The 24,103-nt window shown below is 63.2% G+C and carries 32 protein-coding genes and 1 pseudogene; 18 read left to right on the top strand and 15 right to left on the bottom strand.

The features are described 5' to 3' along the window. Positions 1-112 (top strand): annotated as a pseudogene (locus tag NKH28_RS32010) (IS110 family transposase); the annotation flags it as partial. 59 nt (positions 113-171) lie between these two features. On the opposite strand, the gene NKH28_RS32005 reads toward NKH28_RS32010, so the two are convergent. The 3 genes from NKH28_RS32005 to NKH28_RS31995 all read right to left on the bottom strand — a co-directional run bounded on the left by NKH28_RS32005 (position 172) and on the right by NKH28_RS31995 (position 2,028). Then, complete coding sequence (locus NKH28_RS32005; protein ID WP_023678497.1) at positions 172-459, bottom strand: ArsR/SmtB family transcription factor; 288 nt, start codon at positions 457-459, stop codon at positions 172-174. Between the two features lie 31 nt (positions 460-490). Beyond that, a complete protein-coding gene (locus NKH28_RS32000) occupies positions 491-1,738 on the bottom strand; it encodes an MFS transporter (protein ID WP_023678496.1) in 1,248 nt (415 codons plus the stop codon). Between the two features lie 95 nt (positions 1,739-1,833). Next, positions 1,834-2,028, bottom strand: a complete 195-nt coding sequence (locus NKH28_RS31995) for a DUF1192 domain-containing protein (protein WP_023678495.1) — start codon at positions 2,026-2,028, stop codon at positions 1,834-1,836. 124 nt (positions 2,029-2,152) lie between these two features. Here NKH28_RS31995 and NKH28_RS31990 point away from each other — a divergent pair, with 124 nt between their 5' ends. Together NKH28_RS31990 and NKH28_RS31985 are read left to right on the top strand one after the other, a co-directional pair. Beyond that, positions 2,153-3,163 (top strand): NAD(P)H-quinone oxidoreductase, encoded by a 1,011-nt coding sequence (locus NKH28_RS31990; protein ID WP_352981224.1) that lies wholly within the window; start codon positions 2,153-2,155, stop codon positions 3,161-3,163. 132 nt (positions 3,164-3,295) lie between these two features. Continuing rightward, the gene (locus NKH28_RS31985; protein WP_023678493.1) at positions 3,296-3,436 is read left to right on the top strand and encodes a DUF1127 domain-containing protein; all 141 of its coding nucleotides are present in this window, start codon (positions 3,296-3,298) and stop codon (positions 3,434-3,436) included. On the opposite strand, the gene NKH28_RS31980 is transcribed toward NKH28_RS31985, so the two are convergent. Further along, entirely contained in the window at positions 3,433-3,798 is a 366-nt protein-coding gene (locus NKH28_RS31980) for a hypothetical protein (RefSeq protein ID WP_352452477.1), read from the bottom strand. The two genes, NKH28_RS31985 and NKH28_RS31980, sit on opposite strands and share 4 nt — an antisense overlap. On the opposite strand from NKH28_RS31980, the gene NKH28_RS31975 reads away from it, so the two are divergent. Next, on the top strand, positions 3,791-4,486 hold the full coding sequence (locus NKH28_RS31975) for a DUF1013 domain-containing protein (RefSeq protein ID WP_352981223.1): 696 nt from the start codon (positions 3,791-3,793) through the stop codon (positions 4,484-4,486). The genes NKH28_RS31980 and NKH28_RS31975 overlap by 8 nt on opposite strands. A gap of 58 nt (positions 4,487-4,544) precedes the next feature. On the opposite strand, the gene NKH28_RS31970 is transcribed toward NKH28_RS31975, so the two are convergent. The 3 genes from NKH28_RS31970 to NKH28_RS31960 all read right to left on the bottom strand — a co-directional run bounded on the left by NKH28_RS31970 (position 4,545) and on the right by NKH28_RS31960 (position 5,999). Further along, a complete protein-coding gene (locus NKH28_RS31970) occupies positions 4,545-5,264 on the bottom strand; it encodes a helix-turn-helix transcriptional regulator (protein ID WP_023678491.1) in 720 nt (239 codons plus the stop codon). 18 nt (positions 5,265-5,282) lie between these two features. Then, a complete protein-coding gene (locus NKH28_RS31965) occupies positions 5,283-5,690 on the bottom strand; it encodes a hypothetical protein (protein WP_352747633.1) in 408 nt (135 codons plus the stop codon). Positions 5,691-5,831: 141 nt separating this feature from the next. Next, complete coding sequence (locus tag NKH28_RS31960; RefSeq protein WP_352981222.1) at positions 5,832-5,999, bottom strand: hypothetical protein; 168 nt, start codon at positions 5,997-5,999, stop codon at positions 5,832-5,834. A 202-nt stretch (positions 6,000-6,201) separates the two neighbouring features. Here NKH28_RS31960 and NKH28_RS31955 point away from each other — a divergent pair, with 202 nt between their 5' ends. Further along, positions 6,202-6,363 (top strand): hypothetical protein, encoded by a 162-nt coding sequence (locus NKH28_RS31955; protein WP_352540257.1) that lies wholly within the window; start codon positions 6,202-6,204, stop codon positions 6,361-6,363. A 117-nt stretch (positions 6,364-6,480) separates the two neighbouring features. Here the strand turns inward: NKH28_RS31955 and NKH28_RS31950 are convergent, their stop codons facing one another. From NKH28_RS31950 to NKH28_RS31920, 7 genes are all read right to left on the bottom strand, one after another. Then, on the bottom strand, positions 6,481-7,212 hold the full coding sequence (locus tag NKH28_RS31950; RefSeq protein ID WP_352767667.1) for an SGNH/GDSL hydrolase family protein: 732 nt from the start codon (positions 7,210-7,212) through the stop codon (positions 6,481-6,483). An 86-nt stretch (positions 7,213-7,298) separates the two neighbouring features. Continuing rightward, positions 7,299-8,036 (bottom strand): DUF899 domain-containing protein, encoded by a 738-nt coding sequence (locus tag NKH28_RS31945; RefSeq protein WP_352768248.1) that lies wholly within the window; start codon positions 8,034-8,036, stop codon positions 7,299-7,301. 150 nt (positions 8,037-8,186) lie between these two features. Further along, the gene (locus NKH28_RS31940) at positions 8,187-9,212 is read right to left on the bottom strand and encodes a class I fructose-bisphosphate aldolase (protein ID WP_352831383.1); all 1,026 of its coding nucleotides are present in this window, start codon (positions 9,210-9,212) and stop codon (positions 8,187-8,189) included. Between the two features lie 140 nt (positions 9,213-9,352). Then, on the bottom strand, positions 9,353-10,549 hold the full coding sequence (locus tag NKH28_RS31935) for a phosphoglycerate kinase (RefSeq protein WP_352540261.1): 1,197 nt from the start codon (positions 10,547-10,549) through the stop codon (positions 9,353-9,355). Positions 10,550-10,711: 162 nt separating this feature from the next. Next, positions 10,712-11,566, bottom strand: a complete 855-nt coding sequence (locus tag NKH28_RS31930; RefSeq protein WP_352981221.1) for a transglycosylase SLT domain-containing protein — start codon at positions 11,564-11,566, stop codon at positions 10,712-10,714. A gap of 4 nt (positions 11,567-11,570) precedes the next feature. Continuing rightward, positions 11,571-12,824: a flavodoxin-dependent (E)-4-hydroxy-3-methylbut-2-enyl-diphosphate synthase gene (gene ispG / locus NKH28_RS31925; protein ID WP_352981219.1), complete on the bottom strand. Its 1,254-nt coding sequence runs from the start codon at positions 12,822-12,824 to the stop codon at positions 11,571-11,573. A gap of 201 nt (positions 12,825-13,025) precedes the next feature. Continuing rightward, the gene (locus NKH28_RS31920) at positions 13,026-13,205 is read right to left on the bottom strand and encodes a YdcH family protein (RefSeq protein WP_023678481.1); all 180 of its coding nucleotides are present in this window, start codon (positions 13,203-13,205) and stop codon (positions 13,026-13,028) included. A gap of 239 nt (positions 13,206-13,444) precedes the next feature. Here NKH28_RS31920 and NKH28_RS31915 point away from each other — a divergent pair, with 239 nt between their 5' ends. Beyond that, positions 13,445-13,648, top strand: a complete 204-nt coding sequence (locus tag NKH28_RS31915) for a YdcH family protein (protein ID WP_023678480.1) — start codon at positions 13,445-13,447, stop codon at positions 13,646-13,648. A 52-nt stretch (positions 13,649-13,700) separates the two neighbouring features. On the opposite strand, the gene NKH28_RS31910 is transcribed toward NKH28_RS31915, so the two are convergent. Further along, positions 13,701-14,486, bottom strand: coding sequence for an IclR family transcriptional regulator (locus tag NKH28_RS31910; protein ID WP_352981218.1), 786 nt, complete (start codon positions 14,484-14,486; stop codon positions 13,701-13,703). A 146-nt stretch (positions 14,487-14,632) separates the two neighbouring features. Between NKH28_RS31910 and NKH28_RS31905 the strand changes: the two genes are divergently transcribed. From NKH28_RS31905 to NKH28_RS31850, 12 genes are all read left to right on the top strand, one after another. Continuing rightward, positions 14,633-15,514, top strand: coding sequence for a transporter substrate-binding protein (locus NKH28_RS31905; RefSeq protein WP_352613468.1), 882 nt, complete (start codon positions 14,633-14,635; stop codon positions 15,512-15,514). A gap of 66 nt (positions 15,515-15,580) precedes the next feature. Next, the gene (locus NKH28_RS31900; RefSeq protein WP_023678477.1) at positions 15,581-16,246 is read left to right on the top strand and encodes an amino acid ABC transporter permease; all 666 of its coding nucleotides are present in this window, start codon (positions 15,581-15,583) and stop codon (positions 16,244-16,246) included. Position 16,247: 1 nt separating this feature from the next. Beyond that, complete coding sequence (locus tag NKH28_RS31895; RefSeq protein WP_352452485.1) at positions 16,248-16,898, top strand: amino acid ABC transporter permease; 651 nt, start codon at positions 16,248-16,250, stop codon at positions 16,896-16,898. 4 nt (positions 16,899-16,902) lie between these two features. Further along, a complete protein-coding gene (locus NKH28_RS31890; RefSeq protein ID WP_352981217.1) occupies positions 16,903-17,697 on the top strand; it encodes an amino acid ABC transporter ATP-binding protein in 795 nt (264 codons plus the stop codon). 34 nt (positions 17,698-17,731) lie between these two features. After that, positions 17,732-18,193 (top strand): RidA family protein, encoded by a 462-nt coding sequence (locus NKH28_RS31885; protein WP_023678474.1) that lies wholly within the window; start codon positions 17,732-17,734, stop codon positions 18,191-18,193. Positions 18,194-18,216: 23 nt separating this feature from the next. Further along, positions 18,217-19,422 (top strand): aminotransferase class V-fold PLP-dependent enzyme, encoded by a 1,206-nt coding sequence (locus NKH28_RS31880; RefSeq protein WP_352981216.1) that lies wholly within the window; start codon positions 18,217-18,219, stop codon positions 19,420-19,422. A gap of 168 nt (positions 19,423-19,590) precedes the next feature. After that, the gene (locus NKH28_RS31875; protein WP_352452518.1) at positions 19,591-20,535 is read left to right on the top strand and encodes a metallophosphoesterase family protein; all 945 of its coding nucleotides are present in this window, start codon (positions 19,591-19,593) and stop codon (positions 20,533-20,535) included. Between the two features lie 89 nt (positions 20,536-20,624). Continuing rightward, positions 20,625-20,894 (top strand): cupredoxin domain-containing protein, encoded by a 270-nt coding sequence (locus NKH28_RS31870; protein ID WP_502900047.1) that lies wholly within the window; start codon positions 20,625-20,627, stop codon positions 20,892-20,894. Positions 20,895-20,919: 25 nt separating this feature from the next. Beyond that, a complete protein-coding gene (locus tag NKH28_RS31865; protein ID WP_352981214.1) occupies positions 20,920-21,480 on the top strand; it encodes a sigma-70 family RNA polymerase sigma factor in 561 nt (186 codons plus the stop codon). Continuing rightward, entirely contained in the window at positions 21,477-22,310 is an 834-nt protein-coding gene (locus tag NKH28_RS31860; protein ID WP_352981213.1) for an anti-sigma factor family protein, read from the top strand. The genes NKH28_RS31865 and NKH28_RS31860 overlap by 4 nt, the downstream gene beginning before the upstream one ends. Positions 22,311-22,434: 124 nt before the next feature. Then, complete coding sequence (gene purE, locus NKH28_RS31855; protein WP_023678468.1) at positions 22,435-22,932, top strand: 5-(carboxyamino)imidazole ribonucleotide mutase; 498 nt, start codon at positions 22,435-22,437, stop codon at positions 22,930-22,932. Next, positions 22,929-24,005, top strand: coding sequence for a 5-(carboxyamino)imidazole ribonucleotide synthase (locus NKH28_RS31850; RefSeq protein ID WP_352540270.1), 1,077 nt, complete (start codon positions 22,929-22,931; stop codon positions 24,003-24,005). The genes purE and NKH28_RS31850 overlap by 4 nt, the downstream gene beginning before the upstream one ends. The last annotated feature ends 98 nt before the right edge of the window (positions 24,006-24,103 follow it).

The raw sequence follows: 24,103 nt of genomic DNA, 5'->3' as shown, positions 1-24,103 counted from the left end.
GGCCGACGGCAAAGCCTCAAAACTCGCCATCACAGCCATCATGCGAAAGCTCATCATCCTCGCAAACGCACTACTCAGGGACAATCGGACCTGGACACCATCTCTCCCTTGACCAACACGGATACTCTAGGCTCGATGCTGCATAGTTGCTCGACGCGCTGACGATGCCTCTCAGCTTCCGGGTGAACCGAGCTGCTCCGCATCCCAGAACTGGTCAAGCCAGATGTTGAGCTTCAGGAAGCCGGCATTGCTGACCGTATAGACGCGCCTGGTGCCTTCCGGCTTGGCGTTGACCAACCCCGCATCAAGCAGCACCTTCAGGTGCTGCGAAACGGCCGGGCGGGACACCGGCAAGCCGGATGCCAATTCGTTGACGGTCTTCGGTCCGCGCCGGAGCTCTTCCAAGAGATGGCGCCGGTTGGGATCGGCAATCGCCATGAAGGCGTCGGAAAGCATCATGCCTTATTTGTGGGGCAAAGCGCCTCGAATCTCAACTGTCGGCTTCAGCTTTTCTGCGCGGGTCGAGCCGCAACGCTTCCGGCGTCACCGAACGATCGGCCGGCTGGGTCTTGAAGGCATCGCGGCCTTCGATCGGCACCGGCGCGCGACGGCTGATGCGCAGCAGCGTATAGCCAGCCAGGCTGAGATGCGCGAGCGCAGTGGCCAGGAACAGCCCCTCAGGGCGCATCCAGCCCATCAGGCCGGCGGCCACCAGCGGACCGATCATCGTGCCGAAGCCATAAAGCAGCAGCAGGCCGCCCGACACTTTGACGAAGTCCTCCGATCGCGCATGGTCATTGGCATGCGCCACCGCGATCGAATAGAGCGTGTAGGCGAAGGCGCCGTAGGCGGCTGTGCAGACGATGACGAAGACGCCGGAGCGCGGTTCGAACAGGAAGATGGCGATGGCAAACAGCGCAGCGCCGAAGGCCGCGCCCGCCAGCACGAAACGACGGTCCGTCGTGTCGGAGAGCCGCCCGGCCGGAAGCTGCATGGCGGCGCCGGCGATGACCACGAGGCTCATCATCAGCGCGATCTCGGCTGTCGAGATGCCGATGCGCGCTCCATAGACGGCACCAAGTGTACCCCAGGCGCCGTTGGCGATGCCGATCAGCACGCAAGCGATCGCCGACACCGGCGAATTGACGTAGAGCCCCTTGACGTCAAGCGACACGTCCTGCAGCGGCTTGGGGTGAGACGCCGTCGAGACCGCCGTCGGGATTAGCGACAGGCAGAACAGAATGCCGGTGATCATGAACAGCGACGCCGATCTCACATCGCCGCCGGCAACGATCATCTGACCGCCCATGATCGAGGCATAGGTGACCATCATGTAGAGGCCGAAGACGGTGCCGCGGTTTTCGTTGGTGGCCTTCTCGTTGAGCCAGCTTTCGATGACCATGAAGGCGCCGGCCATGGTGAAGCCGGTGAAGGCGCGCAGCAGGATCCAGGTATATTCGTCGATGATCAGGCCGGTGAGCAGTGCGACGATCGCTCCCGATGCGGCAAAGGCGCCGAAAGCCCTGACATGACCGGCGCGGCGCACGATGCGTGGCGCAAAGAAGCAGCCGGTGACGAAGCCGCCGGCCCAAGCCGTGCCCATCAGGCCGAGCGATGCCGTCGAGAAGCCCTCCACCTGGCCGCGCAGCGGCAACAGCAGACCGTGCAGTCCGGATGCCGCCAACAGGAACGCGGTGCCGCGCAGCAGCGAGAGGATCGGTCTGTAGCTTGCGAACATTTTTCAATCCGGCTGGGGTTTAGGGCACAAGTCTGGAGACAGCGGCATTCGGCTTTTCGGCGGCGTGCCCGAGCTTTTGGAATTACCCGCAGTAACTACCCGCGGCGAAACAGCGCCTCTGCCGCCGACTTGGTCGAGCCCTTGGTCTTGAGCTCGGCTTCCAGCCGGGCGATCTCGTCGCGCAGGATACCGATCCGTTCGGACAATTCATCGACGGAAAGCAGCGACAGATCCTGCCCGATCTCGTGCGGGCGCGCTTTCTTCTTGGGTTCGTCGTCGAAGATCGCCATCGTCGCTCCTCCGTGATTGCCCATTTGCCTGATTTGCCAATGAGCATACATAGGGCAAGGGTATGGATGCAAATGGCGGGCAAGAGCTGGCACGAGAAACCGGCGGAGCACGACGGGAAAATTCATGGCGAACGCACAGAAAATTCCGGCGAAGATGATGGCGATCGCCATATCGGAACCGGGCGGGCCGCGGGTGCTGAAACCGGAAACCCGCGACGTACCGGTTCCCGGTTCCGGCGAGATCCTGATCCGGGTGCGGGCCGCCGGCGTCAACCGGCCGGACGTGCAACAGCGCAGGGGCGCCTATCCGCCACCGCCGGGAGCGTCGGATCTGCCGGGCCTGGAAGCAGCAGGCGAAGTCGCTGCCCTTGGTGACGAGATATCGCGCTGGCGCGTCGGCGACCGGGTCTGTGCGCTGACGGCGGGCGGCGGCTATGCCGAATATGTCAGAGTGCACGCCGGCAGCGTGCTGCCGCTGCCCGCCGGCTTTACCTACACCGAAGCGGCGGCGCTGCCGGAAAACTACTTCACTGTTTGGCACAATGTCTTCGAGCGCGGCGGCCTGAAGAGCGGCGAGACACTGCTCGTGCATGGCGGCTCGTCGGGTATCGGCACCACGGCGATCCAGCTTGCTGCCGCTTTCGGCGCCTATGTCGTCACCACCGCCGGCAGCAAGGAGAAATGCGACGCCTGCCTCAAGCTCGGCGCCGACCGGGCGATCAACTACCGCGAGGAGGACTTCGTCGCCGCAGTCAAGGAGGCAACCGGCGGCAAGGGTGCCAATGTCATCCTCGACATGGTCGGCGGCGACTATGTGGCGCGAAACTATGAGGCTGCAGCCATGGAAGGCCGCATCGTCCAGATCGCGACGCAGGGCGGGGCGGTGGCGAGCGCCGATTTCTTCAAGATCATGGCCAAGCGGCTCGTGCACACAGGATCGCTGCTCAGGCCACGCACCGTGGAGTTCAAGGCGGCAGTTGCGGCTGCGCTGGAGGCGCAGGTTTGGCCGCTGCTCGGCACGCGCAAGGTTGCGCCGGTGATGGATACGATCTTCCCGCTCAAGGAAGCGTGGCGGGCGCATGAGCGGATGGAGGAGGGTGAGCACATCGGCAAGATTGTGCTCGATGTCGCCTGACGGCCCGCAAACAGGCTGAACGAAAGCTTAATGGTGCAATGCAACAAACGCATTGCGGCCATGCAAAAGCGTCTGTTCAATTTTTCATCGCCGATGCCTATTTACGCGGCATCAAAACGATGGAGGACTATCATGAACCCGATCCGCGCTTTCCGTAACTGGCGCATGTACAACGAAACCGTGCGCGAACTGAACCGGCTGAATGCTCGTCAGCTCAACGACCTCGGCATCAACCGCGGCGACATCGAGAGAATCGCCCGCAAAGGGCTTTAATCTCGAGCACGATCCCGCTCGAAGACCGGGCGCTGCTTTTCGGCAACGCCGAGCCGCGGTTCGGGATCAAGCTTTAGAAGCCAGAGCCGCAGCAGACGGATTTCCGTCGCCGGTTCCGAGCCCGCCCGACCTTGGTCTGGCGGGCTTTGTCTTTTTGAAGCTTTCGACTGCATGGCGTCATCTGCCGACCCTTCGCGGTCTGCTGGTCGCGCTGCCGTGCCGTCCTTGACGCGCGCCTGCCAAAAACATTGCGAAACGGCGAGCGAGCGGTTATATAGACCGCGATTTTCCCATTTTGGTGGCTCTAAACCACCGCCCGCGCGGGAACGCGGGCGAACGAGAAGGATTTTTGTAATGGCCAATACGCTGCTGATGCCAAAGGCGACCGCCGTCTGGCTGGTTGACAACACAGCGCTTTCCTTCGAGCAGATCGCGCAGTTCTGCGGACTGCATCCGCTTGAGGTCAAGGCGATCGCCGACGGCGAGGCGGCGCAAGGCATCAAGGGCATGGACCCGATCATGACCGGCCAGCTCACTCGCGACGAGATCGCGCGCGCCGAGAAGGACGCGAACCACCGGCTGAAGCTCTCGGATCCCAAGGTGCGGGTGCCGGAATCCAAACGCAAGGGTCCGCGCTACACGCCGCTGTCGAAGCGCCAGGACCGGCCCAACGCCATCCTCTGGCTGGTGCGCAACCATCCCGAGCTCAAGGATGCGCAGATTGCCCGCCTTGTCGGCACAACGAAGTCGACGATCGACCAGATCCGCGACAGAAAGCACTGGAACTCCGCCAATCTCCAGCCGATGGATCCGGTGACGCTCGGCCTGACGTCGCAGATCGACCTCGATATGGAAATCAACCGCGCCTCGCGCGGCCGCGAGCAGGCGCAGCCGGTCGGCGATACGCTGCTGCCGGCCGCCTTGACCGAACGGCTGGTGCCGGCGCCCGAAAAGCCGAAGGACGAGGACCGCGAACTTGACGCCAACGCCGTCTTCGCCAAGCTTTCAGCGCTGAAGTCGAAGGACAAGGACGCCGACGAAGAGGAATAGGTCTGGCATCCAAAACAAAAAGCCCGCCTTCAAGCGGGCTTTTTTGTGATCTTCCGTGTCAGCTTCGCGCCGCCCGGTCCGGCGCCATGCCGTAATCCTCGCTGCGCTCCACCGCGCGATAGAAATCGGCGAGCTGCTTGCCGCGCTCCGGCTTGAAGGTGCGGCCGGCGATGACCACCGAGGCGATGCGGTCGATGCGGAAGGCGCGGAAATCGCCGCGCATCTCACACCAGGCGACCAAGGTCCACACCTTGCCCCAGAACCACAGGCCGAGCGGGCGGATGTCGCGCGCGGTGCTGCGGCCGGCCTCATCCGAATAGTCGATGGTCAGCACCTGACGTTTCTCGATGGACCGCTCGATCAGGTCGATGGCTTCGCGGGCGGCATCGCTTACCACCCACATCGGCGTGTGGATCTCGGTACGGGCGATGCGGTCCTTTTCGGCGTCGGGCAACACGGCGCCTATCTTGACCAGCGCCTCGTCGGCGGCTCGCGCCATGGCCGCGCCACCAAAGGCGCGCACCATGCGGGCGCCGGCGACCAGCGCGACGATCTCGTCACGCGTGAACATCAGCGGCGGAAGGTCGAAACCCTCCCTCATCATGTAGCCGACACCGGCCTCGCCGTCGATCGGCACGCCGGTCGACTGCAGGTCTGCGATGTCGCGATAGATCGTCCGCTCGGAAACCTCGAGCCACGTGCCCAGCTTCTGGGCGGTGACCAGACGACCACCACGCAGATGCTGCACGATTTGGAAGAGCCTGTCGGCGCGGCGCATCGTATGGTCCCTCGGCGTCTATCGTTCCAGCCCTTCGCGCTTGCGCTGCGCGGCGACGAAGGCCGCGCCGAAGGACAGTTTCTTCGTTGTCGGCGTGCTTGCGTCGACCACCCGCCAGAACGGCGCAACATCGCCCAGCGCCATACCACGCTCAAGATCCTCGTTGGCGGCCTCGGCGACGGTGCGCAGATGATAGCCGATGGTGACCGGACATGTCATCTCGGCACCATGCTCGATGGCGAGAGCGGTGCGCAAAGCGCGGATATTCATGTCCATGCCTTCGGGGATAGAGCGGATGAATGCGTGGACCTGGCGAGCTGTAGGAACCAGCATCGGCTGGCCTTCGACGACGTCGCCGATGGTGCGTGGCGACGGTGTTATGCCGTTGATGCCAGGCGTGTTCAGCCTGTCGTTCCAGCTTTTCATCGATCGTCCTCTCGGCCATCCGGCTCCGGCGGCCATTGCACTATGGCACGAGCCTCCTGACACCATACTGTCAGGAGGCTTCAGCATGCCCATTTCAGCTCGTCGCCAGGTCGCATCCAAACGCCACGCGGAAAGCTTGCCTCAATTGCCGCCATAGCGGCGGTCGCCATACATGTCCGGCCAACCAATATCCTTGCGGATGTCCGCCGGCAGGGTGTTCATGAATCGCTGGGTGCGGATCTCATTGCGGATCGTCCGGATCTTGCCGACATAGTGCTGCACGCTACGCAGAATGGTAATACCGTTCATGGCTGGTCTCCTCTCTTTCGATGCAGGCACTATCGCACACCCCTGCTGACAGCAGTCTGTCAGGAGGGTGCGGCTCTCATGACCGGCGTTCCGATTTATCCATCGAAGTGACAAGGCAGTGCTGAAAAGAGGCTTGCCGCAGTGGAAGCCGGCGATCCCGGAGCCGCTTTGACAGCCAGCCGCGATGCTGATCAAAGGCTGCATGTCGAAACTTCTCGCGCTCGTCATCATCTTCATGATGGTCATCCAGCTCATCAAGCCGCTTGGCTGGCCCGGGCTGAAGCGGCGCAGCGATTTCTGGAAGCTGGCGCTGCTGGCGATGGCGGCGATTTCGATTACGGCGGTGCTCGGGCACTGGACGTAATGCATGTCGCGCAAAAGTGTGCAGCGGTTTTGCGACAACGACATGCATAAAAACAAGAACCTGAAGCGCGTCGGATGAGGCCAATCGAATGCGACGCGCTTTAGTGCGGGCGGCCCGCTACGCGACGCCCGGTTCGTTGGCGAGCACCAGGCTGACCAGATGTTCCGCCCAGGCTCGGTAGCCGGCTTCCGAAGCGTGAAATCCATCCGATGCGAAGCCGGCATCGGCATCCGTGATCGGCAGCCGGGGCGCCGGTATGGCGCCGCGTTCGAGGCAAAGGCGCTCGCCCATCCGGTTCACCTCGACGGCGCGGATTTCGAGGATCTTGCCGAGCAATGGCGGCATTGCCGGAGCCCGGGTGAACTCCAGCACCGGCGACCACACCACGCGCGCTTCCGGCCATTTGGCGCGCAGCGCGTAGAGCAGGCCGCCAAACTCGCGCTTGAAGCGCGGTACCGAATGAAAATTCTTGGTGTCGTTGGTACCGACGGCCAGCACGATATGCGTCCACGGATCGGCCGATAGATTGGGCAGCACATGATCGCGGATCTGGCCAGAGGTTGCCGAGTTGAAGCCGGCCGCCCGCCAGCGCACGGTGCGGCCGGTGCGTTGCGCAATCAGAACTGCCAGTTGCGCGGCCAATCCGTTTTCGGAATTGCCGATGCCGACCGAGGCGGCGGAGGAATCGCCAAGCACCAGAACCGAGATTGCTGGCGCCAGGCCAGATATCTCGTGCATGACCGGACCTTGTGCCGGCAGCATGCGGGCGGTGCGGCGACGCACGCCAAGTCCTTGCCAGACATAAACCGGAAAGGCGAGCCAGGTGAGAAGGGTCGGAAAGCGCCGCATGGCAAGTCCCTTTTAGGGCATAGCGAACAGCACTTAGCGCATGTTGCACTGAAGGTGAACGACCTTGCAGCGACACCCTTGTCGCCTCAATGGCAACCGTCATGCGTCCCGGATTGGTCTTGATACTCGTCATGCAGCCGCACCCAGTCGCCGAGGCTATGATGCGGGCCAGTTTCGTTGCGGCCTTTCGGCGTCAGATCGAGATAGTGATAGGCGCCGATCAGCGGATCGCCGCCTCGCGAGCGCGAGATGAAAGTCAGGAAGATGTCGCCTTTCTCGTCGCGATAGAACACGCTGGTGCCGGGAAGATCCTTCGATTGCCGCGCGCGCCGCTCGAAATTGTAGGTCGTGTCGCCGGCCGCGATCTGCTTGTCGGTGAATGACACCTGCATGTCGAAGTTGAAGTCCGAAGCGTAGGACGACACCCAGTCGAATTTCCAGCCCATGCGCTGCTTGTAGGGCAGCAATTCAGCCAGTGGCGCGCGCGCTACCACGACAAGTGAGACATCGTGATGCCTGAGATGCTGGTTGGCGCCGTCGATGTGGTCGGCAAGAAATGAGCAGCCTTCGCAGCGATAATCGGCGCCCGGCCCGAACATGAAATGGTAGACGATCAGCTGGCTGTTGCCGCCGAACAGGTCGGGCAGTTTCTTTGGCCCTTGCTCGGTCTCGAAGACATAGTCCTTGCGGATCTTCAGCCACGGCAGTTCGCGGCGTTCGGCGGCGACGCGGTCGCGAAAGCGCGTCAATTCCTTTTCGCGCGCCAGATGCGCCTTGTGCGCCTGAAACCATTTTTCCTGCGATACGGTCTTGTTGTTTGGCATAGGTCTGCTCCTCTTTTCACGGAGGACGATCGGCAGCGAGGAATGCCGACACAGAGCTGCATTTTTAGTTGCAGGAAATCGCAGACCTTGCTGCTTTCAAACAAACCCGGGCACATGGCCCGGGTCGGAGGGAACGCAACCTGAATTCCGTCAGGCGGCTTGCTCCAGCGTCGGCTGCCATTGTCCAAGCGCTGCCAGATGGTTCATGTGGGCGCGATGGGCGAAGGCGGCCTGTGCGGCGGCGACGTTCGCCGGCTTGCCGCTCCAGGCCTTCTGCGGAGCGGCCTGCAAGGCGCGGCCGTAGGAGAAGGTCAGCTTCCACGGATGCGGGCCGATAGCGTTGATGGCATTGAGGTTGGCGGTCGCCTGCTCGTCCGTTTGTCCGCCTGACAGGAAGGCGATGCCTCCGATCGCGGCCGGCACCGTCTCGCGGAACAGTTTTATGGTCTTTTCGGCGACTTCCTCGGGGCTGCTGACCTTGCCCGATTTCTTGCCGGCAAGGACCATGTTCGGTTTCAGGATGGTGCCTTCGAGCACGACGCGGGCCGCATAGAGCTCGGTGTACAACTTTGTCAGTGTCGCCTTGCTGATCTCGTAGCAGGTGTCGATGTCGTGGGCGCCGTCCATCAGCACCTCCGGCTCGACGATCGGCACGATGCCGGCCTCCTGGCAAAGCGCGGCGTAACGGGCGAGCGCATGGGCGTTCGAGCCGATCGACGTGGCGGAAGGCACGCCCTTGGCAACATCGATGTCGATCACCGCGCGCCATTTGGCAAAGCGGGCGCCGAGCTTGTAATAGTCGGCAAGGCGTTCGCGCAGGCCGTCGAGGCCCTCGGTGATGGTGTCGCCGGGAAAGCCGGCCAGCGGCTTGGCGCCGGCGTCGACCTTGATGCCGGGGATAGCGCCTGATGCCTTGATGATGTCGACCAGCGGTGTGCCGTCGGCGGCCTTCTGGTGAATGGTCTCGTCGTAGAGGATGACGCCGGAAATGTACTTGGTCATTGCATCGCTGGCGCGGAACATCATCTCGCGATAGTCGCGGCGACTGTCGGCGGTCGACTCGACACCGATGACGTCGAAGCGCTTCTTGATGGTGCCGGAGCTCTCGTCGGCAGCCAGCAGGCCTTTGCCATTGGCCACCATCGCGGCAGCAATGTCCTCGAGACGTTCGCTCATCGTGCTTCTCCTGAAAGAATTGATCCGTGCCCAGCAGACCACCAGAGCAACGCGGGTTCAAGTCGAACAATTTCACCGGGTAGGCGCGAATCGATTGAAAGTCGCGGGCGCCCTCTTTCGCGCTGTTATTGCTGCCGCGCTCAGCGCTTCAAGATGTCGACGCCGGGCAAGGGCTTGCCTTCCATCCACTCCAGGAAAGCGCCGCCAGCCGTCGAGACATAGGTGAAGTCGTCGGCAACGCCGGCATGGTTGAGCGCCGCCACCGTATCGCCGCCGCCGGCGACCGAGATCAGTCTGCCGGCCCTGGTGCGCGCTGCCGCGTGCCTGGCCGTCGCCACCGTTGCGTGGTCGAATGGCTCGATCTCGAAGGCGCCGAGCGGCCCGTTCCAGACCAGCGTCGCGGCGCGGTCGATCCATTCGGCAATGGTTTTCACGGTCTTTGCGCCGACGTCGAGGATCATGCCGTCGGCCGGCACGTCTGCTATGGCGACGGTCTCGCTGGCGGCGCCGGCCTTGAACTCCCTGGCGACAACGCCGTCGGCGGGCAGGATGATGGCGCAGCCGGCCTCGGCCGCCTCGATCATGATCTGCTTGGCGGTGGTCGCGAGATCACGCTCGCACAAGGATTTCCCGACATCGGTGCCGCGTGCCGCGAGAAACGTGTTGGCCATGCCGCCGCCGATGACCAGCGCGTCGACCTTCTTCACCAGGTTCATCAACAGGTCGATCTTGGTCGAGACCTTGGCGCCGCCGACGATGGCGACAACCGGACGGACGGGATTTCCAAGACCCTTTTCCAACGCATCGAGCTCGGCCTGCATGGTGCGGCCGGCGAAGGAAGGCTGCACATGCGCCAACCCTTCCGTCGACGAGTGGGCGCGGTGCGCAGCGGAGAAGGCGTCGTTGACGAAAATGTCGCCGTTGGCGGCGAGCTTTTCGGTGAAGGCCGGATCGTTCTGCTCCTCGCCCTTATGGAAGCGGGTGTTCTCGAGCAGCAGCACGTCGCCATTATTCATGGCAGCAATGGCATTTCCCGCCTTGTCGCCGATGCAGTCGGCGGCAAAGCCAACCGGGCGGCCGAGCACTTCCGCCGTCGCCTTGGCGATCGGCTCGAGCGAGAATTCCGCCGCCGGTCCATCCTTCGGCCGGCCGAAATGGGCAAGCAGGATGACCTTGGCGCCCTTGCCGGAGAGCTCGGCAATGGTCGGCGCAATGCGCTCGATGCGGGTGGCGTCGGTGACCTTGCCCTCGGCGACGGGAACGTTGAGGTCGACACGCACCAGCACACGCTTGCCGCTGATATTGCCGATGTCGTCCAGTGTCTTGAAGCCGGCCATGCTGATCCCTTTCGCGAAAAATCGCGGGGACCTTACCCCGCATCGACGACGATGCAAGACCTGCCTAACGGTTCACCGAAAATATGATTCACGTATCGAGGACGAAGTGCCCACGGGGAGCGAGATGGGCAGCAATGGCGCAAAACGCACCGACATATGGCTTTACCGGTTGCGCACCACGATGCAGGCGCCGCCGACGCTTTGCAGCTTGTCGCAGATCGTGTCGGCCTTGGCTCTGCTATCGGCGCCGATCCGCACGGCATAGATGCCGCGCCTGCCGATCGGTGTGCGGACCCGGCTGACCACCGGATCGTGGCCGGCAAGCAGTGCCGGGAACCGGCTTTTCACTCTCAGCCACTGGTTGAGCGCCGCGGCGCGGCGGAAATTGCCGGCCACCTGCACGCCCCAGGGCTTGATGTTGATCGACGACATCGGCACGGTTCTGGACATGATCACCGGCAGCTCGCGGCAAGCGGCAGCGAAACTCGCCTTCTTGTCGAGCGGCCGGATGACGCCGGCGTAGGCGGTATTGGTGAAGTTGTCGGCCGGCTCGCCCATTACGTCCAGAACGTAGCTTTCGGTCTCCATCGGCAAGAAGCCGCCGGAATTCAGCCAGCGCGTCACCCGGCTCTCGCCGGCATTGTAGGCTGCGGCGGCGAGGCCCAGATTGCCGAAACCGGATTTCATTTCGGCGAGGTATTTTGCCGAGGCCGGGATCGCCTGTTCGATGTCGAAGGAATTGGCGAGCCCGCGCATCTTGGCGGTACCCGGCATGAATTGGGCGATACCCTCAGCGCCGACGGGGCTGACCGCATTGGGATCGAAACGGCTTTCCTTCCAGATCAGCCGGGCAAAGAAATCCCGGGGCAGGCCGTTCTGGTCGGCATGCGTCTCGATAAGATCGCAAACTCGATCGATCAGCTTCTGCTTGGCGGGCCGCGGCGGATCGGCCTGGACGGCTGTCGCCCAGATCAGCCCGCAAATGACAACCAGCGTCGCCCCAAGCAAACGCCGCATCGAACTACTCCGCCGCGGCTTTGCCGTGCTGCCCAAACCGCCGTTCGATGTAGTCGGAAACCATTTTCTCGAAATCCGCGGCGATCGATGGGCCGCGCAGCGTCGCCGCCTTCTTGCCGTCGACGAACACCGGGGCGGTCGGCGTCTCACCGGTGCCGGGCAGCGAAATGCCGATATCGGCATGTTTGGATTCGCCCGGACCGTTGACGATGCAACCCATCACCGCGACCTTGAGGTTCTCGACGCCGGGATATTGTTCGCGCCACACCGGCATGTTCTTGCGCAGGTCGGCCTGGATGTTCTGGGCAAGCTCCTGGAATACGGTCGAGGTCGTGCGGCCGCAGCCAGGGCAGGCGGCGACGATCGGCACGAACTGCCGGAAGCCCATGGTTTGCAGCAGTTCCTGCGACACCTGCACCTCGCGCGTGCGGTCGCCGTTCGGCTCCGGCGTCAGCGAGATGCGGATGGTGTCGCCAATGCCTTGCTGGAGCAGGATGCCCATGGCCGCGGACGAGGCGACGATGCCTTTCGAGCCCATGCCGGCCTCCGTCAGGCCGAGGTGCAGCGCGTGGTCGGAACGGATGGCAAGCTCGGTGTAGACGGCGATCAGATCCTGCACGCCGCTGACCTTGGCCGACAGGATGATTTTCTCGCGCGCAAGGCCGATCTCTTCGGCCATTCCGGCCGACAGGATCGCCGATTGCACGATTGCCTCGCGCGTCACTTCCTGCGCCGTCAGCGGAAAGCCCTGGGCCTGGTTGTCGTCCATCAGCCGGGTCAGCAGCTCCTGGTCAAGCGAACCCCAATTGACGCCGATGCGCACCGGTTTGTCGTATTTGATCGCCATCTCGACGATCGCCGCGAACTGCCGGTCTTTCTTGTCCTTGAACCCGACATTGCCGGGATTGATACGGTATTTGGCCAGTGCCTCGGCACAGGCCGGGTGGTCGGCCAGGAGCTTGTGGCCGATATAGTGGAAATCGCCGACCAGCGGCACGTCGATGCCGAGCCGTTCCAGCCGCTCGCGGATGGCCGGTACGGCCGCAGCGCTTTCGTCGCGATCGACGGTTATGCGCACGATCTCGGAGCCGGCACGATGCAGCGCCGCCACTTGCGCGACCGTCTGGTCGACATCGGCCGTATCGGTGTTGGTCATTGACTGGACGACGACCGGCGCACCGCCGCCGACCATCACGCCGCCGACATCGACACCGACCGACCTGCGGCGTGGGAAGGGTGAGGAAAAATATCCGGTCATGCCGGCTGCCTTTAATCTTGAAGGTCCGGGCATGAGGTGGAGGAGCAAAGATGGCTTGTCAATGGCGACTGGCGCGCAGGCCCCAGCAAATCGGAAATGACAAGACGGCAGCTTGCCGCAAATCCACGAGCGTTTCCGGCAGCATAGCGATGCCACCGGAAAGATCGCGCGCCGGGCGGCGCTTCTAGTCCTGGAAGGGCTTCAGTGCGTCGTCGGTTTCGCCTTCAGTTTTTCAATCTCGTCCTTGAGCGCCAGCTTGCGCCGCTTGAGATTCACGATTTCGAGGTCGTCTACCGACGGATGGGTCATCGCATCGTCGATTTCCCGTTCGATGTCGCCGTGTTTCCGCTGCAGCTCATCAAGATGGGATGCAAGAGACATGATTGGTTCTCCCTTTCATGGTTTCCTCGGATTGCAGCCGTCATGGCACGTCCACCGCAGGCTCGCTTCTGTGACGGCATAATGACAGTGTGCCACCATCGCGCACCGATGTCGAATGCTGCGTGGTAGCATTCCACGCCAATATGAAATGTGATATGGGCTGCGCGCCGGTGCAAGAAGCCCCGGTCCCGCCCAATCAGGCCCATAGTTTGGGCGCCGCAGACGTGCAGACGGTAAAAATGTCCGATCAGGAACAGGCAGATATCCGCCTCGAATATTCCCGGCTGAAGCAGGAACACGCCGATTTCGACGCGGCCATCAATGCGATGATCGCCATGAATTGCGACCCGCTGCAGATCCAGCGCATGAAGAAAAAGAAGCTTTTCCTGAAGGACAGGCTGATGGCGCTGGAGGACAAGATCATTCCAGACATTATTGCTTGAACGAACGCCATTGCTTGAACGAACGCCGGCGCCGGCCTGCTGGAAAGGCGGCCTATGCCACGATCGAAAGCCGTGCGGCGCGCTCGCGCAACAACGCTATCAGGTCGTCGGTCTTTTCGGTCGAGGTATCGATCGGAACCACCAGGCACATCGTCGCCTCGACCCTGCCTGGCGCTGAAAAGACCGGCGCGGCCAGGCATTTGGTGTAGGCATCGACTAGGCCGGAGGTGATGCAGTAGCCGGCCGACTTGGCGACGGCGATGTCGGCTATGAAATCGTCGAGACGCAACCTGCGGCCGTCCGGCAGTACGAGATCGTCTTCCGAGACCATATCCTCGATCGCTGCCTTGTCGAAGCCGGCGAGGAGCAGCCGCCCGGAAGCTGTCCAGGGAAGCGGTATTTGCAGACCCGTCGCCGAGCTGATCCGGAATGGCCTCGTTCCCGGGCTTGAATGGACGATGGTATAACGGCCGCTTTGCAGCATGCAGAGCTCCGAGGTCTCGCCGGTCTCGCGCGACAGATGGTCGACTTCCTGGCGCCCTCGCCTGAGCAGGTCGTTGCCCCGCACATAGTCCATTCCGTAGAGATAAAGCTTCTTTCCGAAATAAACCCGATTGCCGTCTCCGGCCATCTCCAGCAGGCCTGCGTCGACCAGCGAGCGCACCAGCGTATAGGTCGTCGACCGCGGTGCATTCACCCCTCTGGCAAGATCGCCGACGCCGATCGCGCGCTGGGTCGTGTGGAGAAACTCCAAAATCTGGAGAACCCGGTTGAGACCCTTCTCCCGAGAGCCCGAGTGCTTGTCTTCGTCCAGACTGACGTCCGGTCGAGCGGCCAAGGCATTGCCATCTTGCATTATCGATCCCTGATGTTAATCTGTCTTGTACAGAGTACAAGCGTCTCTTGTAAGGGACAATGATGTCAGTTGCAACCGATGCCTGTACTGCTGGTCCAAAGGGGAACTCAACACGAAAGGAGGTCGCCGTGAACGACACATCCAAAAGGCGTGAATTTCTGAAACTGGGAATGGCCGGGCTTGCAACGGCCGGAGTGATGACCGCCGCTACCGCGGTCGACGTTCAGAAAGCGGCGGCCCAGGCAGCGCCGGACAGCCTGCTGCGCACCGTCCTCGAGCGCGGCAAGGTAATCGTCGGCACCGGCAGCACCAACGCGCCCTGGCATTTCGAGAACGACGCCGGCGAACTGGTGGGCATGGACATCACCATGGGTCGCATTCTCGCCAAGGGGCTTTTCGACGATCCGACCAAAGTGGAATTCGTCATGCAGGATCCGGCTCAGCGCATTCCGAACGTGACCACCAACAAGGTCGACATCACCATCCAGTTCATGACCATGACCGCCCAGCGCTCGCAGCTGATCCACTTCTCCCGACCCTACTACGTCGAAGGCATCGCCTTGCTGACCCTTCCGAACGCCGAAAACAAGACCTTCGACAAGCTGCTTGCCGGCGGTTCGGCGACGCGGATTTCCATCCTGCAAAATGTCGATGCCGAGGCTAACGTACATATCGTCCTGCCGGAGTCGCAGGTGATGCAGATAGACACGCAGGCCAACGTGCTGCAGGCCTTGGAAGCGAAGCGCGTCGACGCCGCCGCGGTCGATCTGTCAACGGTGCGCTGGCTCGCCTCGCGCAATCCGGATAAGTACTTCGATGCCGGCAAGAGCTGGTTCTCGATGCTTTATGGTGCCGCGCTGCGGCAGGGCGACCTCGACTGGCTGACCTTCGTCAACCAGACCTTCACCATCGCCATGTTCGGCCATGAAACGGCACTCTACGACGCTGCGTTCAAGGATTATTTCGGACAGGAGCCGCCGGCGCGCCATCCCGGTTTTCCGGTCATTTGATGCAAGCAGGCGGAAGGACAACGTCCTTCCGCCTTCTCTCATCACAGCCCTCCATGACGAGGACGCATGGGTTATACTCTCAACTTCAACCTTATCTGGCGGCATTTCGACAAGCTCTGGGGCGGACTGCTGCTAAGCCTCGAACTGGCCGTCATCTCGATTGCGATCGGCATCGTCATCGGGCTCGTTCTGGCGGTCTGGTACGTGTCGGCCGGACGTGCGGTGCGGACCATCATCGCGGGGTATGTCGAGTTCATCCGCAACGTGCCGCTGATCCTGCTCGTCTATCTGGTCTTCTACGGCTTGCCGACGGTGGTCGACATTGCCTACAGCGCGCAAACCTCATTCATTGCCACGCTGTCGCTCTACAGCGGCGCCTACCTGGTCGAGGTGTTTCGCTCGGGGCTCGAGGCGGTGCCGCGCGGTCAGCTCGACGCCGGCAAGGCAATCGGCCTGACGCCATGGCAAAGGCTGCTCGATGTGCGCCTGCCGACGATGCTGCGCATAACCCTGCCGGCGCTTTCCAACACATTCATATCGCTCTTCAAGGATACGTCCGTGGCGTCGGTCATCTCGGTACCCGAACTCACCTATGGCGCCCAGTGGATCAACTTCAACACCTTCCGCATTGTCGAAGTCTATCTGGTGGTGACGGCAATGTACCTGTTGACCGGCTACACGCTGCTTTTCGCGCTGCGGCTCGTCGAGCGCCGGTTCAAGGCGGCGCGCTGACATGCTGAGCCAGATCATCTACGCCTTGCCGTTCCTCGCCGAAGGCTTTGCCGTAACCTTGTGGGTGTCGCTGCTGGTCGTGGTGTTATCGCTCATCGCCGGCGTGCTGATGGGCGTCGGCCTTGTCTATGGTCCTTTTCCGCTGCGCTGGGCAGTGCGCATCTTCAGCGACACCATACGCGGCATTCCGATCCTGGTGCTGATCTTCTTCGTCTATTACGGCCTGCCCGCGGTGGGGCTGCATCTGGAATCCTTTTGGGCGGCCGTGTTCGCCCTCACCCTCTTCAAGACCGCACAGGTGGTCGAATATCTCAGGGGCGCCGTCGGCTCGATTCCCAAGGGTCAGTCCGAGGCGGCGCTGGCGATCGGACTGACCTTTCGCCAGCGGCTGGCCTACGTCATTTTTCCGCAGGCGTTCAGGCGTTTCCTGCCACCCTGGATCAATGGCGTCACCGACGCGGTAAAGGGTAGCGCGCTGGTCTCGCTGCTCGGCATCACCGACCTCATGCAGGCTATCAACCAGGTCATCGGCCGCACCTATGAGGCGATGCCACTCTACATTCTCGGTGCGCTCGTCTACTTCGCCGTCAACTACGCCCTCTCCTTGGCCAGCCGGCGCCTGGAGCGGCGTTTCTCCTTCATCCGGGAATAGCACGATGTCCAACGCCTCGCACCAGAATCCGGCACTTCTCGATGTCACCGAGGTTTCCAAAGCCTTTGGATCCGTCGAGGTCCTGCGCTCCGTCAGTCTCAAGGTGACACGCGGCGAGGTCGTGACTGTCATCGGTCCCTCCGGCAGCGGCAAGACCACGCTGCTGCGCTGCGTCAACTTCCTGGAGAGCTACGACAGCGGCTCGATCCGTATCGACGGCAAAGAAGTCGGCTATCGCGAGATGGGAACGCGCCAGCGACGCAGCGAGCGCGACCTGGCGGCGATGCGAGCCGAGACCGGAATGGTGTTCCAGAGCTTCAATCTGTTTCCGCACTTGACTGCGGCCGGCAACATCATGCTTGGCCTGCGCAAGGTGCGCGGCAAGAGCAATGCCGAGGCCCGCACCATTGCCGAGCACTGGCTCGGCCGCGTGGGCCTCGCCCACAAAGCCGACAGTCTGCCGGCCGAGCTGTCCGGCGGCCAGCAGCAGCGCGTCGGCATCGCCCGCGCCGTGGCGATGGAGCCGAAGATATTGCTTCTCGACGAGATAACCTCGGCACTCGACCCCGAACTGGTTGGCGAGGTGCTCGAGGTCGTGCGCAGCCTCGCCGAAGACGGCATGACGATGCTGATGGTCACGCACGAAATGGCTTTTGCACGCGACGCATCGAGCCGCATCGTTTTCATGGCGGATGGCGGCGTCAGTGCCGTCGGACCACCCGCCGAGATTCTGGCGGCGGGGTTCGACAATGAACGTCTTCGCAGTTTCCTGGCGCGGTTTCGCGCCTCGCATTTTTGACATCGGACGGCGAAAGCTGTCGCAAGGAGCTTTTATGACGCCTTACATCCGGCTCGCGGAATTGGGCCTGACACTGCCCGAGCCGCCGAAGCCCATCGCCAACTTCGTCACCTATGCCGAGAGCGGACGGCTGATCTTCCTCTCCGGCCAGGGGCCGTTGCGCGCCGATGGCGCGCTCTGCACCGGCAAGGTCGGAGAGGATGTCAGCGTTGAAGAGGCCTACGGGCATGCACGTCTGACCGGCCTGAACCTGCTCGCCGTCATGCATGCGGCGGCCGGCGACCTCGGCCGCATCGTGCGCGTCGTCAAGCTGCTTGGCTTTGTCAATGCGACGCCGACATTCAGCGAGCACCCCAAGGTGGTGAACGGCTGTTCCGATCTTTTCGCGGCCGTCTTTGATACGCTTGGCGGACATGCCCGTTCCGCGATCGGTGTCGGCTCGCTGCCGGGCAACATCACAGTTGAAATCGAGGCGGTCGTCGAGATCGCCGCCTGAAACCTTAAACAGGATCTACAGAGATGACGACCTATGCCGCTGACCGTTCCAATACGACAATCCGCGAACGGCTTGGCCTTCGCCCAATCATCAATGTCTCCGGCACGATGACGGCACTCGGTGCTTCGATCATCGTGCCAGAAGCGATTGCCGCAATGTCGGAAATGGCCTCGCAATGGGTCGAGATGGACGATCTGCAGCGCGCCGCAAGTAGGGTGATTGCACGCCTTACCGGCGGCGAGGCCGGCTTCATCACCGCATGCTGCGCCAGCGGCATAACCATGGCGGTTGCCGGGGCGATGACCGGAAACAGCCTTCTTGCGATCGAGCGACTGCCGGACGACACCGAGGGCCTCAAATCGGAGGTCATCATCCAGCTTGGTCACACCGTCAATTATGGCGCGCCGATCGACCAGTCGATCCGGCTTGCCGGAGCCAAGGCAGTGCCTGCCGGCACGGTCAGCGTCACCCAGGGTTATCATGTTGCCGAGGCGATCCGGGACCGGACGGCGGCAGCCCTCTACGTCGTTGCGCACCACACCGTGCAATACGGCATGCTCTCGCTTGAGGAGTTCTGCGAGATTTGCCACGCCAAGGGCGTGCCGGTGATCGTCGACGCCGCCTCGGAATACGATTTGCGTGGCTTTCTGGCGCGCGGCGCCGACATTGTTGTCTACAGCGGGCACAAATTTCTCTCAGGGCCGACAAGCGGCATCGTTGCCGGCCGCAAGGATCTGGTACGGGCCGCCTATCTCCAGAACCGGGGCGTTGCGCGCGCCATGAAGGTCGGCAAGGAGAGCATTGCCGGCACTATGGCGGCCCTGGAAGCCTGGGAGCGGCGCGACCATGCCGGCATTCGCCAGCGGGAAGAAGCCGCACTGCATCTGTGGCAAACCGCATTGCAGGACCTGCCTGGCATCGAGGCACGTATCATTCCAGATCCGACCGGAAATCCTCTCGACCGCCTGCAGGTGTTTGTTGCGCCGGAAAGCCGCTTCACCGCCGCCGGCCTCGCCTCGGCGCTTGCGGCGGGTTCACCGCCCGTGATCGTGCGCAACCACGAGGTCGAGCGCGGTCACTTCTTCCTTGATCCGTGCAATCTCCATCCCGGCGAGGCGGAGATCGTTGCCGAACGCCTGCGGGCGGTGTTGAGTGCTGCCGATCGGCCCGCGGATGCGATGAAACCCGCTCGCAAGCAGTCCGCCGGAGCGCTGCGCTGGCCGGACTAGACATCGCCAGAGCGTGGTCGAGCCAGTGCCTTCCAGCACCGGCTTCGCATCGGGCCAGTGCGCCATCACGGCAGTGTGAATGAACTTTTAGTCTTCGGGCGGAATAAACCACCCCGCCCATTGGTCTCCCAAACAGACGCCATTTCCGGCGTGCAGGAGACCGGTATGATCCACCACCACGACAATGAAGCTGACGGCATCAGCCGCCGTCATGCACTGGAATGCATGATCTGGGCCGGCACGGGAGTGCTGTGGACAATTTCGGCCGGCGTGCCGGTCTCGCTCAGCCTGCTCGGTGCGTCGCAAGCCGCCGAGGCCTTGGCCACCGGCTTCACTTTCCTCCAGATCTCCGACAGCCACATCGGCTTCGACAAGGCTGCCAACCCGCACGCCATCGACACGCTGAAGGAGGCCATCGGCAAGATCCAGGCGTTGCCGCAAAAGCCCGCTTTCATGATCCACACCGGCGACATCACCCATTTGTCGAAAGCCGCGCAGTTCGACAACGCTGCCCAGATCATCGGCGGCGCAGGCTTCGACGTGCATTATGTGCCCGGTGAGCACGACCTGATCGATGACGGCAATGGCCAGGCCTATCTCGACCGCTACGGCAAGGGCACCAAGGGCGCTGGCTGGTATTCGTTCGACCAGAACGGCGTCCATTTCATCGGGCTGGTCAACGTCGTCAACCTGAAGGCTGGCGGGCTGGGCAATCTCGGCGCCGACCAGTTGGCATGGTTGGCCGATGATCTGAAGGCGGTCACCGCCTCGACGCCAATCGTCGTCTTTGCCCATATCCCGCTATGGGCTGTTTATCCCGAATGGGGCTGGGGCACCGACGACGCGGCGCAGGCCTTGGCCCTGCTCAAGCGCTTCGGCTCTGTCACCGTACTCAACGGCCATATCCACCAGATCATGCAGAAGGTCGAAGGCAACGTTACCTTTCATACCGCGCGCTCGACCGCTTTCCCGCAACCGGCGCCGGGCACCGCAGCCTCACCCGGGCCGATGACGGTACCTGCCGGCCAGTTGCGCAGCCTGCTCGGCACAAGCAGCGTGACAGTCAAGCAAGGCGGGCAGGACCTCGCCATCATCGACAGCACGCTGGCCTGAGGGGAAATGCGATGATCCGCTTCCCATCCCGCGTCTTGGTCGTATCCCCTCTCACGTTCGGTTTGGCGGCGATCCTGATAATGGTTGCCATGCCACTGAACGCAGCAGGCCAGCCAATGGTCAAGATCGAGAACTTTGCCTTCACGCCGGCGGTGCTGACGGTAAAGCAGGGCACTACCGTGACCTTCGAGAATGACGACGACATCCCGCATCTGGTGGTCGCCAACGATGCCTCGTTTCGCTCCAAGGCGCTTGACACCGGTGACACATACGCCTTCACCTTCACCAAAGTGGGCGACTATGCCTATTTCTGCGGGCTTCACCCGCACATGCAGGGCAGGATCACCGTCGCTCCATGAGGATTTTCGGAAGGTTCTGCCCGGGATGCCGGGCGATGCGACGGTGTTGAACCAAGAGGCCGCGACCGAGCGCTTTCGCGAGGTGGTTCTGCCCCATCTCGCGGATGCGCTTGCGCTTGCCCGCTGGCTGACCGGCAACGCCGCCGACGCGGAGGATGTGGTGCAGGAGGCCTGTTTGAAGGCGCATGCGGGCATCGCCGGCTATGCCGGCGGCAATGCGCGCGCCTGGCTGCTGGCGATCGTGCGCAACGCCTCTTACTCCTGGCTGGCGCGCAACCGGCCGCGCAGTATCGTCGCCGCCGGCGACCTGAGCGACCTCGATGACATGACGGCTGCATATGGCGCCGGCCTGCCGGATACGGATAGTCCTGAGGCAAGCCTGATCGCCAAGGCCGACACGGCCGCACTCGAGGCGGCGATCGCCGCGCTGCCGCACCAATTTCGCGAGACTGTGGTGCTGCGCGACATCAACGGCCTCAGCTATCGCGAGATCGCGACGCTGCTTGGCGTGCCGCTAGGCACGGTGATGTCGCGGCTGGCGAGAGCGCGCGGTCTGCTGATATCCCAACTTGGGAGGGCGCCATGAGCGCGCACAACGATGGACTGCCCGATGACCCGGCGGGCGTGGAACTGATGATCCATGCCTTGGTCGACGGCGAGCTCGACGCAGCAGCAGCATTGGCTGGCGAGCGACGCATCGCGGCCGATCCGGCGCTCGCCGCCGAGCATGCCCGCATCGTGGCGCTGCAGACGGTCGTCAGCGGGCTGCCGAGGCTCGATGTCCGTGAGGATTTCAAGGCTCGCATCGCTGCAATCGGGACAGCCGGTACGGAGAAAGTGCTGCCGGCGCCGGCGCCCGCCGCTCGAGTGCCGCCGGCACACAGAGCGGTGCACCGATTTGGCGCGTTCGACTGGCGCGCGCTGGCGGCGTCGATCATCGTTACCGCCGTGCTGGCCAGCGGTGCGACGCAATGGATGATGCTGAGCAGGGCGCCCGACAGCTTTGCCGCCGCGGTCGCCAGCGGCCATCGCCGCAGCCTGCTGGCAGCCAGCCCCGTGGACGTCGTCTCGTCGGACCGGCACACGGTCAAACCCTGGCTGGATGGCAGGGTCGGCCTGTCGCCGCCGGCACCTGACCTTGCCAGTGACGGCTTCGCGCTGCTCGGCGGCCGGGTCGAGGTGATCGCCGACCAGCCGGTGCCGGCACTGGTCTACCACCATCGCGAGCACCTGATCACCCTCGTCGCCGCGCCACAGCAAACCGGCTCGACAACCGCGCCGGTCGATCTTTCTGCCGGTGGCTTCTCGCTGGTGCACTGGAGCGACGGCGCCTTTTCCTACTGGGCGATTTCCGATACCGAACGGCCTGAACTTGACGACTTCGTCAACCGCTTCCGAGCAGCGGCCGCCCGATGACAGACCGACCCTGTCCATGTGCGTAGCCACGGAGACGGCACAAGCGGCTTTGCCGTTTCCGGCCATCCTTGCGGCTCCCCTCGATTTCAGCTAATGCGCGCTTTTGCCGCCGGAGAGCAGAAGCTTGGACGATCACCGCGCCGACGTCGCCATCATCATGGGCAGCCAGTCCGACTGGGCGACGATGCGCCACGCCGCCGAAACGCTTGAGGCGCTTGGAATTCCGCACAAGCGCCTGATCGTCTCGGCCCACCGCACGCCCGACCGGCTCTATGACTTCGCCAAGGGCGCCAAGGCGGCCGGCTACAAGGTGATCATCGCCGGTGCCGGTGGTGCGGCGCATCTGCCCGGCATGACGGCGGCGATGACGCCGCTGCCGGTGTTCGGCGTGCCGGTGGAATCAAAGACGCTGTCGGGCCAGGACTCGCTGCTATCAATCGTGCAGATGCCGGCCGGCATTCCGGTCGGCACTTTGGCCATCGGCAAGGCCGGCGCTGCCAATGCTGCCCTTCTGGCCGCCGCGGTGCTGGCACTGAGCGACGAAAAGCTCGCCGCCCGGCTGGATAGCTGGCGCGCCGCGCAGACCGCCAAGGTGGCCGCCGAGCCCACGGACGCGCCGTGAGCCTGCCGGCGGGATCGAGCATCGGCATCATCGGCGGCGGCCAGCTTGGCCGCATGCTGGCGATGGCCGCGGCCCGCCTCGGCTACCGCATCGTCGTGCTGGAACCGCAGCCGGATTGCCCGGCGGCACAGGTTGCCAACCGGCAGATCGTCGCCGCCTATGACGACGCGGCCGCGCTTAGCGAGCTGGCTGCGGCCAGTGCCGTCGTTACTTATGAATTCGAGAACGTACCGGTCGCGGCCGCCGCGGCACTTGCCTCTACGGTGCCGGTCTATCCGCCGGCACGCGCACTGGAAGTGGCGCAGGACCGGCTGGCGGAAAAGAAATTCCTCAACGGCATCGGCATACCGACCGCCGATTTCAGCCCCGTCGACAATGACGAGGAACTGACGGCTGCGCTGAAAAAGTTCAACGGCAGCGGCATATTGAAGACGCGCCGCATGGGCTATGACGGCAAGGGCCAGCGTGTCTTCCGCAACATGGAAACAGGCGGCTTTGCCGGCACTTGCGAGGCGATGGGCAACGTGCCGTTGATCCTGGAATCCTTCGTCACCTTCGAGCGCGAGATTTCGGTGATCGCCGCGCGCGGCAGCGACGGCTCGCTCGCCGCCTACGATCCAGCGTGGAATGTCCATCGCAACGGTATTCTTCACAGCTCGACACTGCCGGCCGGAGTAAAATCCGAGACGGCGGCTGCGGCTCAAACGGCGGCGGCGGAGATCCTTGCAGCGCTCGACTATGTCGGCGTCATCGGCGTCGAATTCTTTGTCCTTGCCGACGGTTCGCTGTTGGCCAACGAGATAGCGCCGCGCGTCCACAATTCCGGCCACTGGACGGAGGCCGCCTGCACCATCTCGCAATTCGAGCAGCACATCCGCGCCGTCGCGGGCCTGCCGCTGGGAAATCCCGCCCGGCAGTTCGACTGCGTCATGGAAAACCTGATCGGCGACGATGTCAGGCGCGTTCCTGAGCTGCTCGCCGAGCCCGATCTGATGCTGCACCTCTATGGCAAGGCCGAGGCGCGGCCCGGCCGCAAGATGGGCCATTTTACGCGCGTCAGCCGCCGCAGCTAGAGCGGTTCCTGATTTGACGGAATCGAAGGGGATTCCGGATCAGTCGGTTTTGTGATTCAAGATGCTGGCTGGAGTGGAGGCCAGCATCGGATGACGCG

It is taken from the genome of Mesorhizobium sp. M1227, from assembly GCF_040318315.1.
Taxonomy (GTDB): Bacteria; Pseudomonadota; Alphaproteobacteria; order Rhizobiales; family Rhizobiaceae; genus Mesorhizobium.
The sequence above is the reverse complement of the archived record's forward strand: the minus strand, read 5'-3'. Positions and strand labels throughout refer to the sequence as shown.

What these genes read in the sequence shown, in the direction of transcription:
- NKH28_RS31895 (WP_352452485.1), top strand. Translation starts at nt 16,248, where the DNA reads ATGCTGAGCCAGATCATCTACGCCTTGCCGTTCCTCGCCGAAGGCTTT.
- NKH28_RS31880 (WP_352981216.1), top strand. Translation starts at nt 18,217, where the DNA reads ATGACGACCTATGCCGCTGACCGTTCCAATACGACAATCCGCGAACGG.
- NKH28_RS31965 (WP_352747633.1), bottom strand. Translation starts at nt 5,690, where the DNA reads ATGAAAAGCTGGAACGACAGGCTGAACACGCCTGGCATCAACGGCATA.
- NKH28_RS32000 (WP_023678496.1), bottom strand. Translation starts at nt 1,738, where the DNA reads ATGTTCGCAAGCTACAGACCGATCCTCTCGCTGCTGCGCGGCACCGCG.
- NKH28_RS31865 (WP_352981214.1), top strand. Translation starts at nt 20,920, where the DNA reads ATGCCGGGCGATGCGACGGTGTTGAACCAAGAGGCCGCGACCGAGCGC.
- NKH28_RS31990 (WP_352981224.1), top strand. Translation starts at nt 2,153, where the DNA reads ATGGCGAACGCACAGAAAATTCCGGCGAAGATGATGGCGATCGCCATA.
- NKH28_RS32005 (WP_023678497.1), bottom strand. Translation starts at nt 459, where the DNA reads ATGATGCTTTCCGACGCCTTCATGGCGATTGCCGATCCCAACCGGCGC.
- NKH28_RS31935 (WP_352540261.1), bottom strand. Translation starts at nt 10,549, where the DNA reads ATGGCCGGCTTCAAGACACTGGACGACATCGGCAATATCAGCGGCAAG.
- NKH28_RS31860 (WP_352981213.1), top strand. Translation starts at nt 21,477, where the DNA reads ATGAGCGCGCACAACGATGGACTGCCCGATGACCCGGCGGGCGTGGAA.
- NKH28_RS31930 (WP_352981221.1), bottom strand. Translation starts at nt 11,566, where the DNA reads ATGCGGCGTTTGCTTGGGGCGACGCTGGTTGTCATTTGCGGGCTGATC.
- NKH28_RS31945 (WP_352768248.1), bottom strand. Translation starts at nt 8,036, where the DNA reads ATGCCAAACAACAAGACCGTATCGCAGGAAAAATGGTTTCAGGCGCAC.
- NKH28_RS31890 (WP_352981217.1), top strand. Translation starts at nt 16,903, where the DNA reads ATGTCCAACGCCTCGCACCAGAATCCGGCACTTCTCGATGTCACCGAG.
- ispG (WP_352981219.1), bottom strand. Translation starts at nt 12,824, where the DNA reads ATGACCGGATATTTTTCCTCACCCTTCCCACGCCGCAGGTCGGTCGGT.
- NKH28_RS31970 (WP_023678491.1), bottom strand. Translation starts at nt 5,264, where the DNA reads ATGCGCCGCGCCGACAGGCTCTTCCAAATCGTGCAGCATCTGCGTGGT.
- NKH28_RS31985 (WP_023678493.1), top strand. Translation starts at nt 3,296, where the DNA reads ATGAACCCGATCCGCGCTTTCCGTAACTGGCGCATGTACAACGAAACC.
- NKH28_RS31960 (WP_352981222.1), bottom strand. Translation starts at nt 5,999, where the DNA reads ATGAACGGTATTACCATTCTGCGTAGCGTGCAGCACTATGTCGGCAAG.
- NKH28_RS31975 (WP_352981223.1), top strand. Translation starts at nt 3,791, where the DNA reads ATGGCCAATACGCTGCTGATGCCAAAGGCGACCGCCGTCTGGCTGGTT.
- NKH28_RS31920 (WP_023678481.1), bottom strand. Translation starts at nt 13,205, where the DNA reads ATGTCTCTTGCATCCCATCTTGATGAGCTGCAGCGGAAACACGGCGAC.
- NKH28_RS31940 (WP_352831383.1), bottom strand. Translation starts at nt 9,212, where the DNA reads ATGAGCGAACGTCTCGAGGACATTGCTGCCGCGATGGTGGCCAATGGC.
- NKH28_RS31955 (WP_352540257.1), top strand. Translation starts at nt 6,202, where the DNA reads ATGTCGAAACTTCTCGCGCTCGTCATCATCTTCATGATGGTCATCCAG.
- NKH28_RS31870 (WP_502900047.1), top strand. Translation starts at nt 20,625, where the DNA reads ATGCCACTGAACGCAGCAGGCCAGCCAATGGTCAAGATCGAGAACTTT.
- NKH28_RS31915 (WP_023678480.1), top strand. Translation starts at nt 13,445, where the DNA reads ATGTCCGATCAGGAACAGGCAGATATCCGCCTCGAATATTCCCGGCTG.
- NKH28_RS31995 (WP_023678495.1), bottom strand. Translation starts at nt 2,028, where the DNA reads ATGGCGATCTTCGACGACGAACCCAAGAAGAAAGCGCGCCCGCACGAG.
- NKH28_RS31950 (WP_352767667.1), bottom strand. Translation starts at nt 7,212, where the DNA reads ATGCGGCGCTTTCCGACCCTTCTCACCTGGCTCGCCTTTCCGGTTTAT.
- NKH28_RS31885 (WP_023678474.1), top strand. Translation starts at nt 17,732, where the DNA reads ATGACGCCTTACATCCGGCTCGCGGAATTGGGCCTGACACTGCCCGAG.
- NKH28_RS31900 (WP_023678477.1), top strand. Translation starts at nt 15,581, where the DNA reads ATGGGTTATACTCTCAACTTCAACCTTATCTGGCGGCATTTCGACAAG.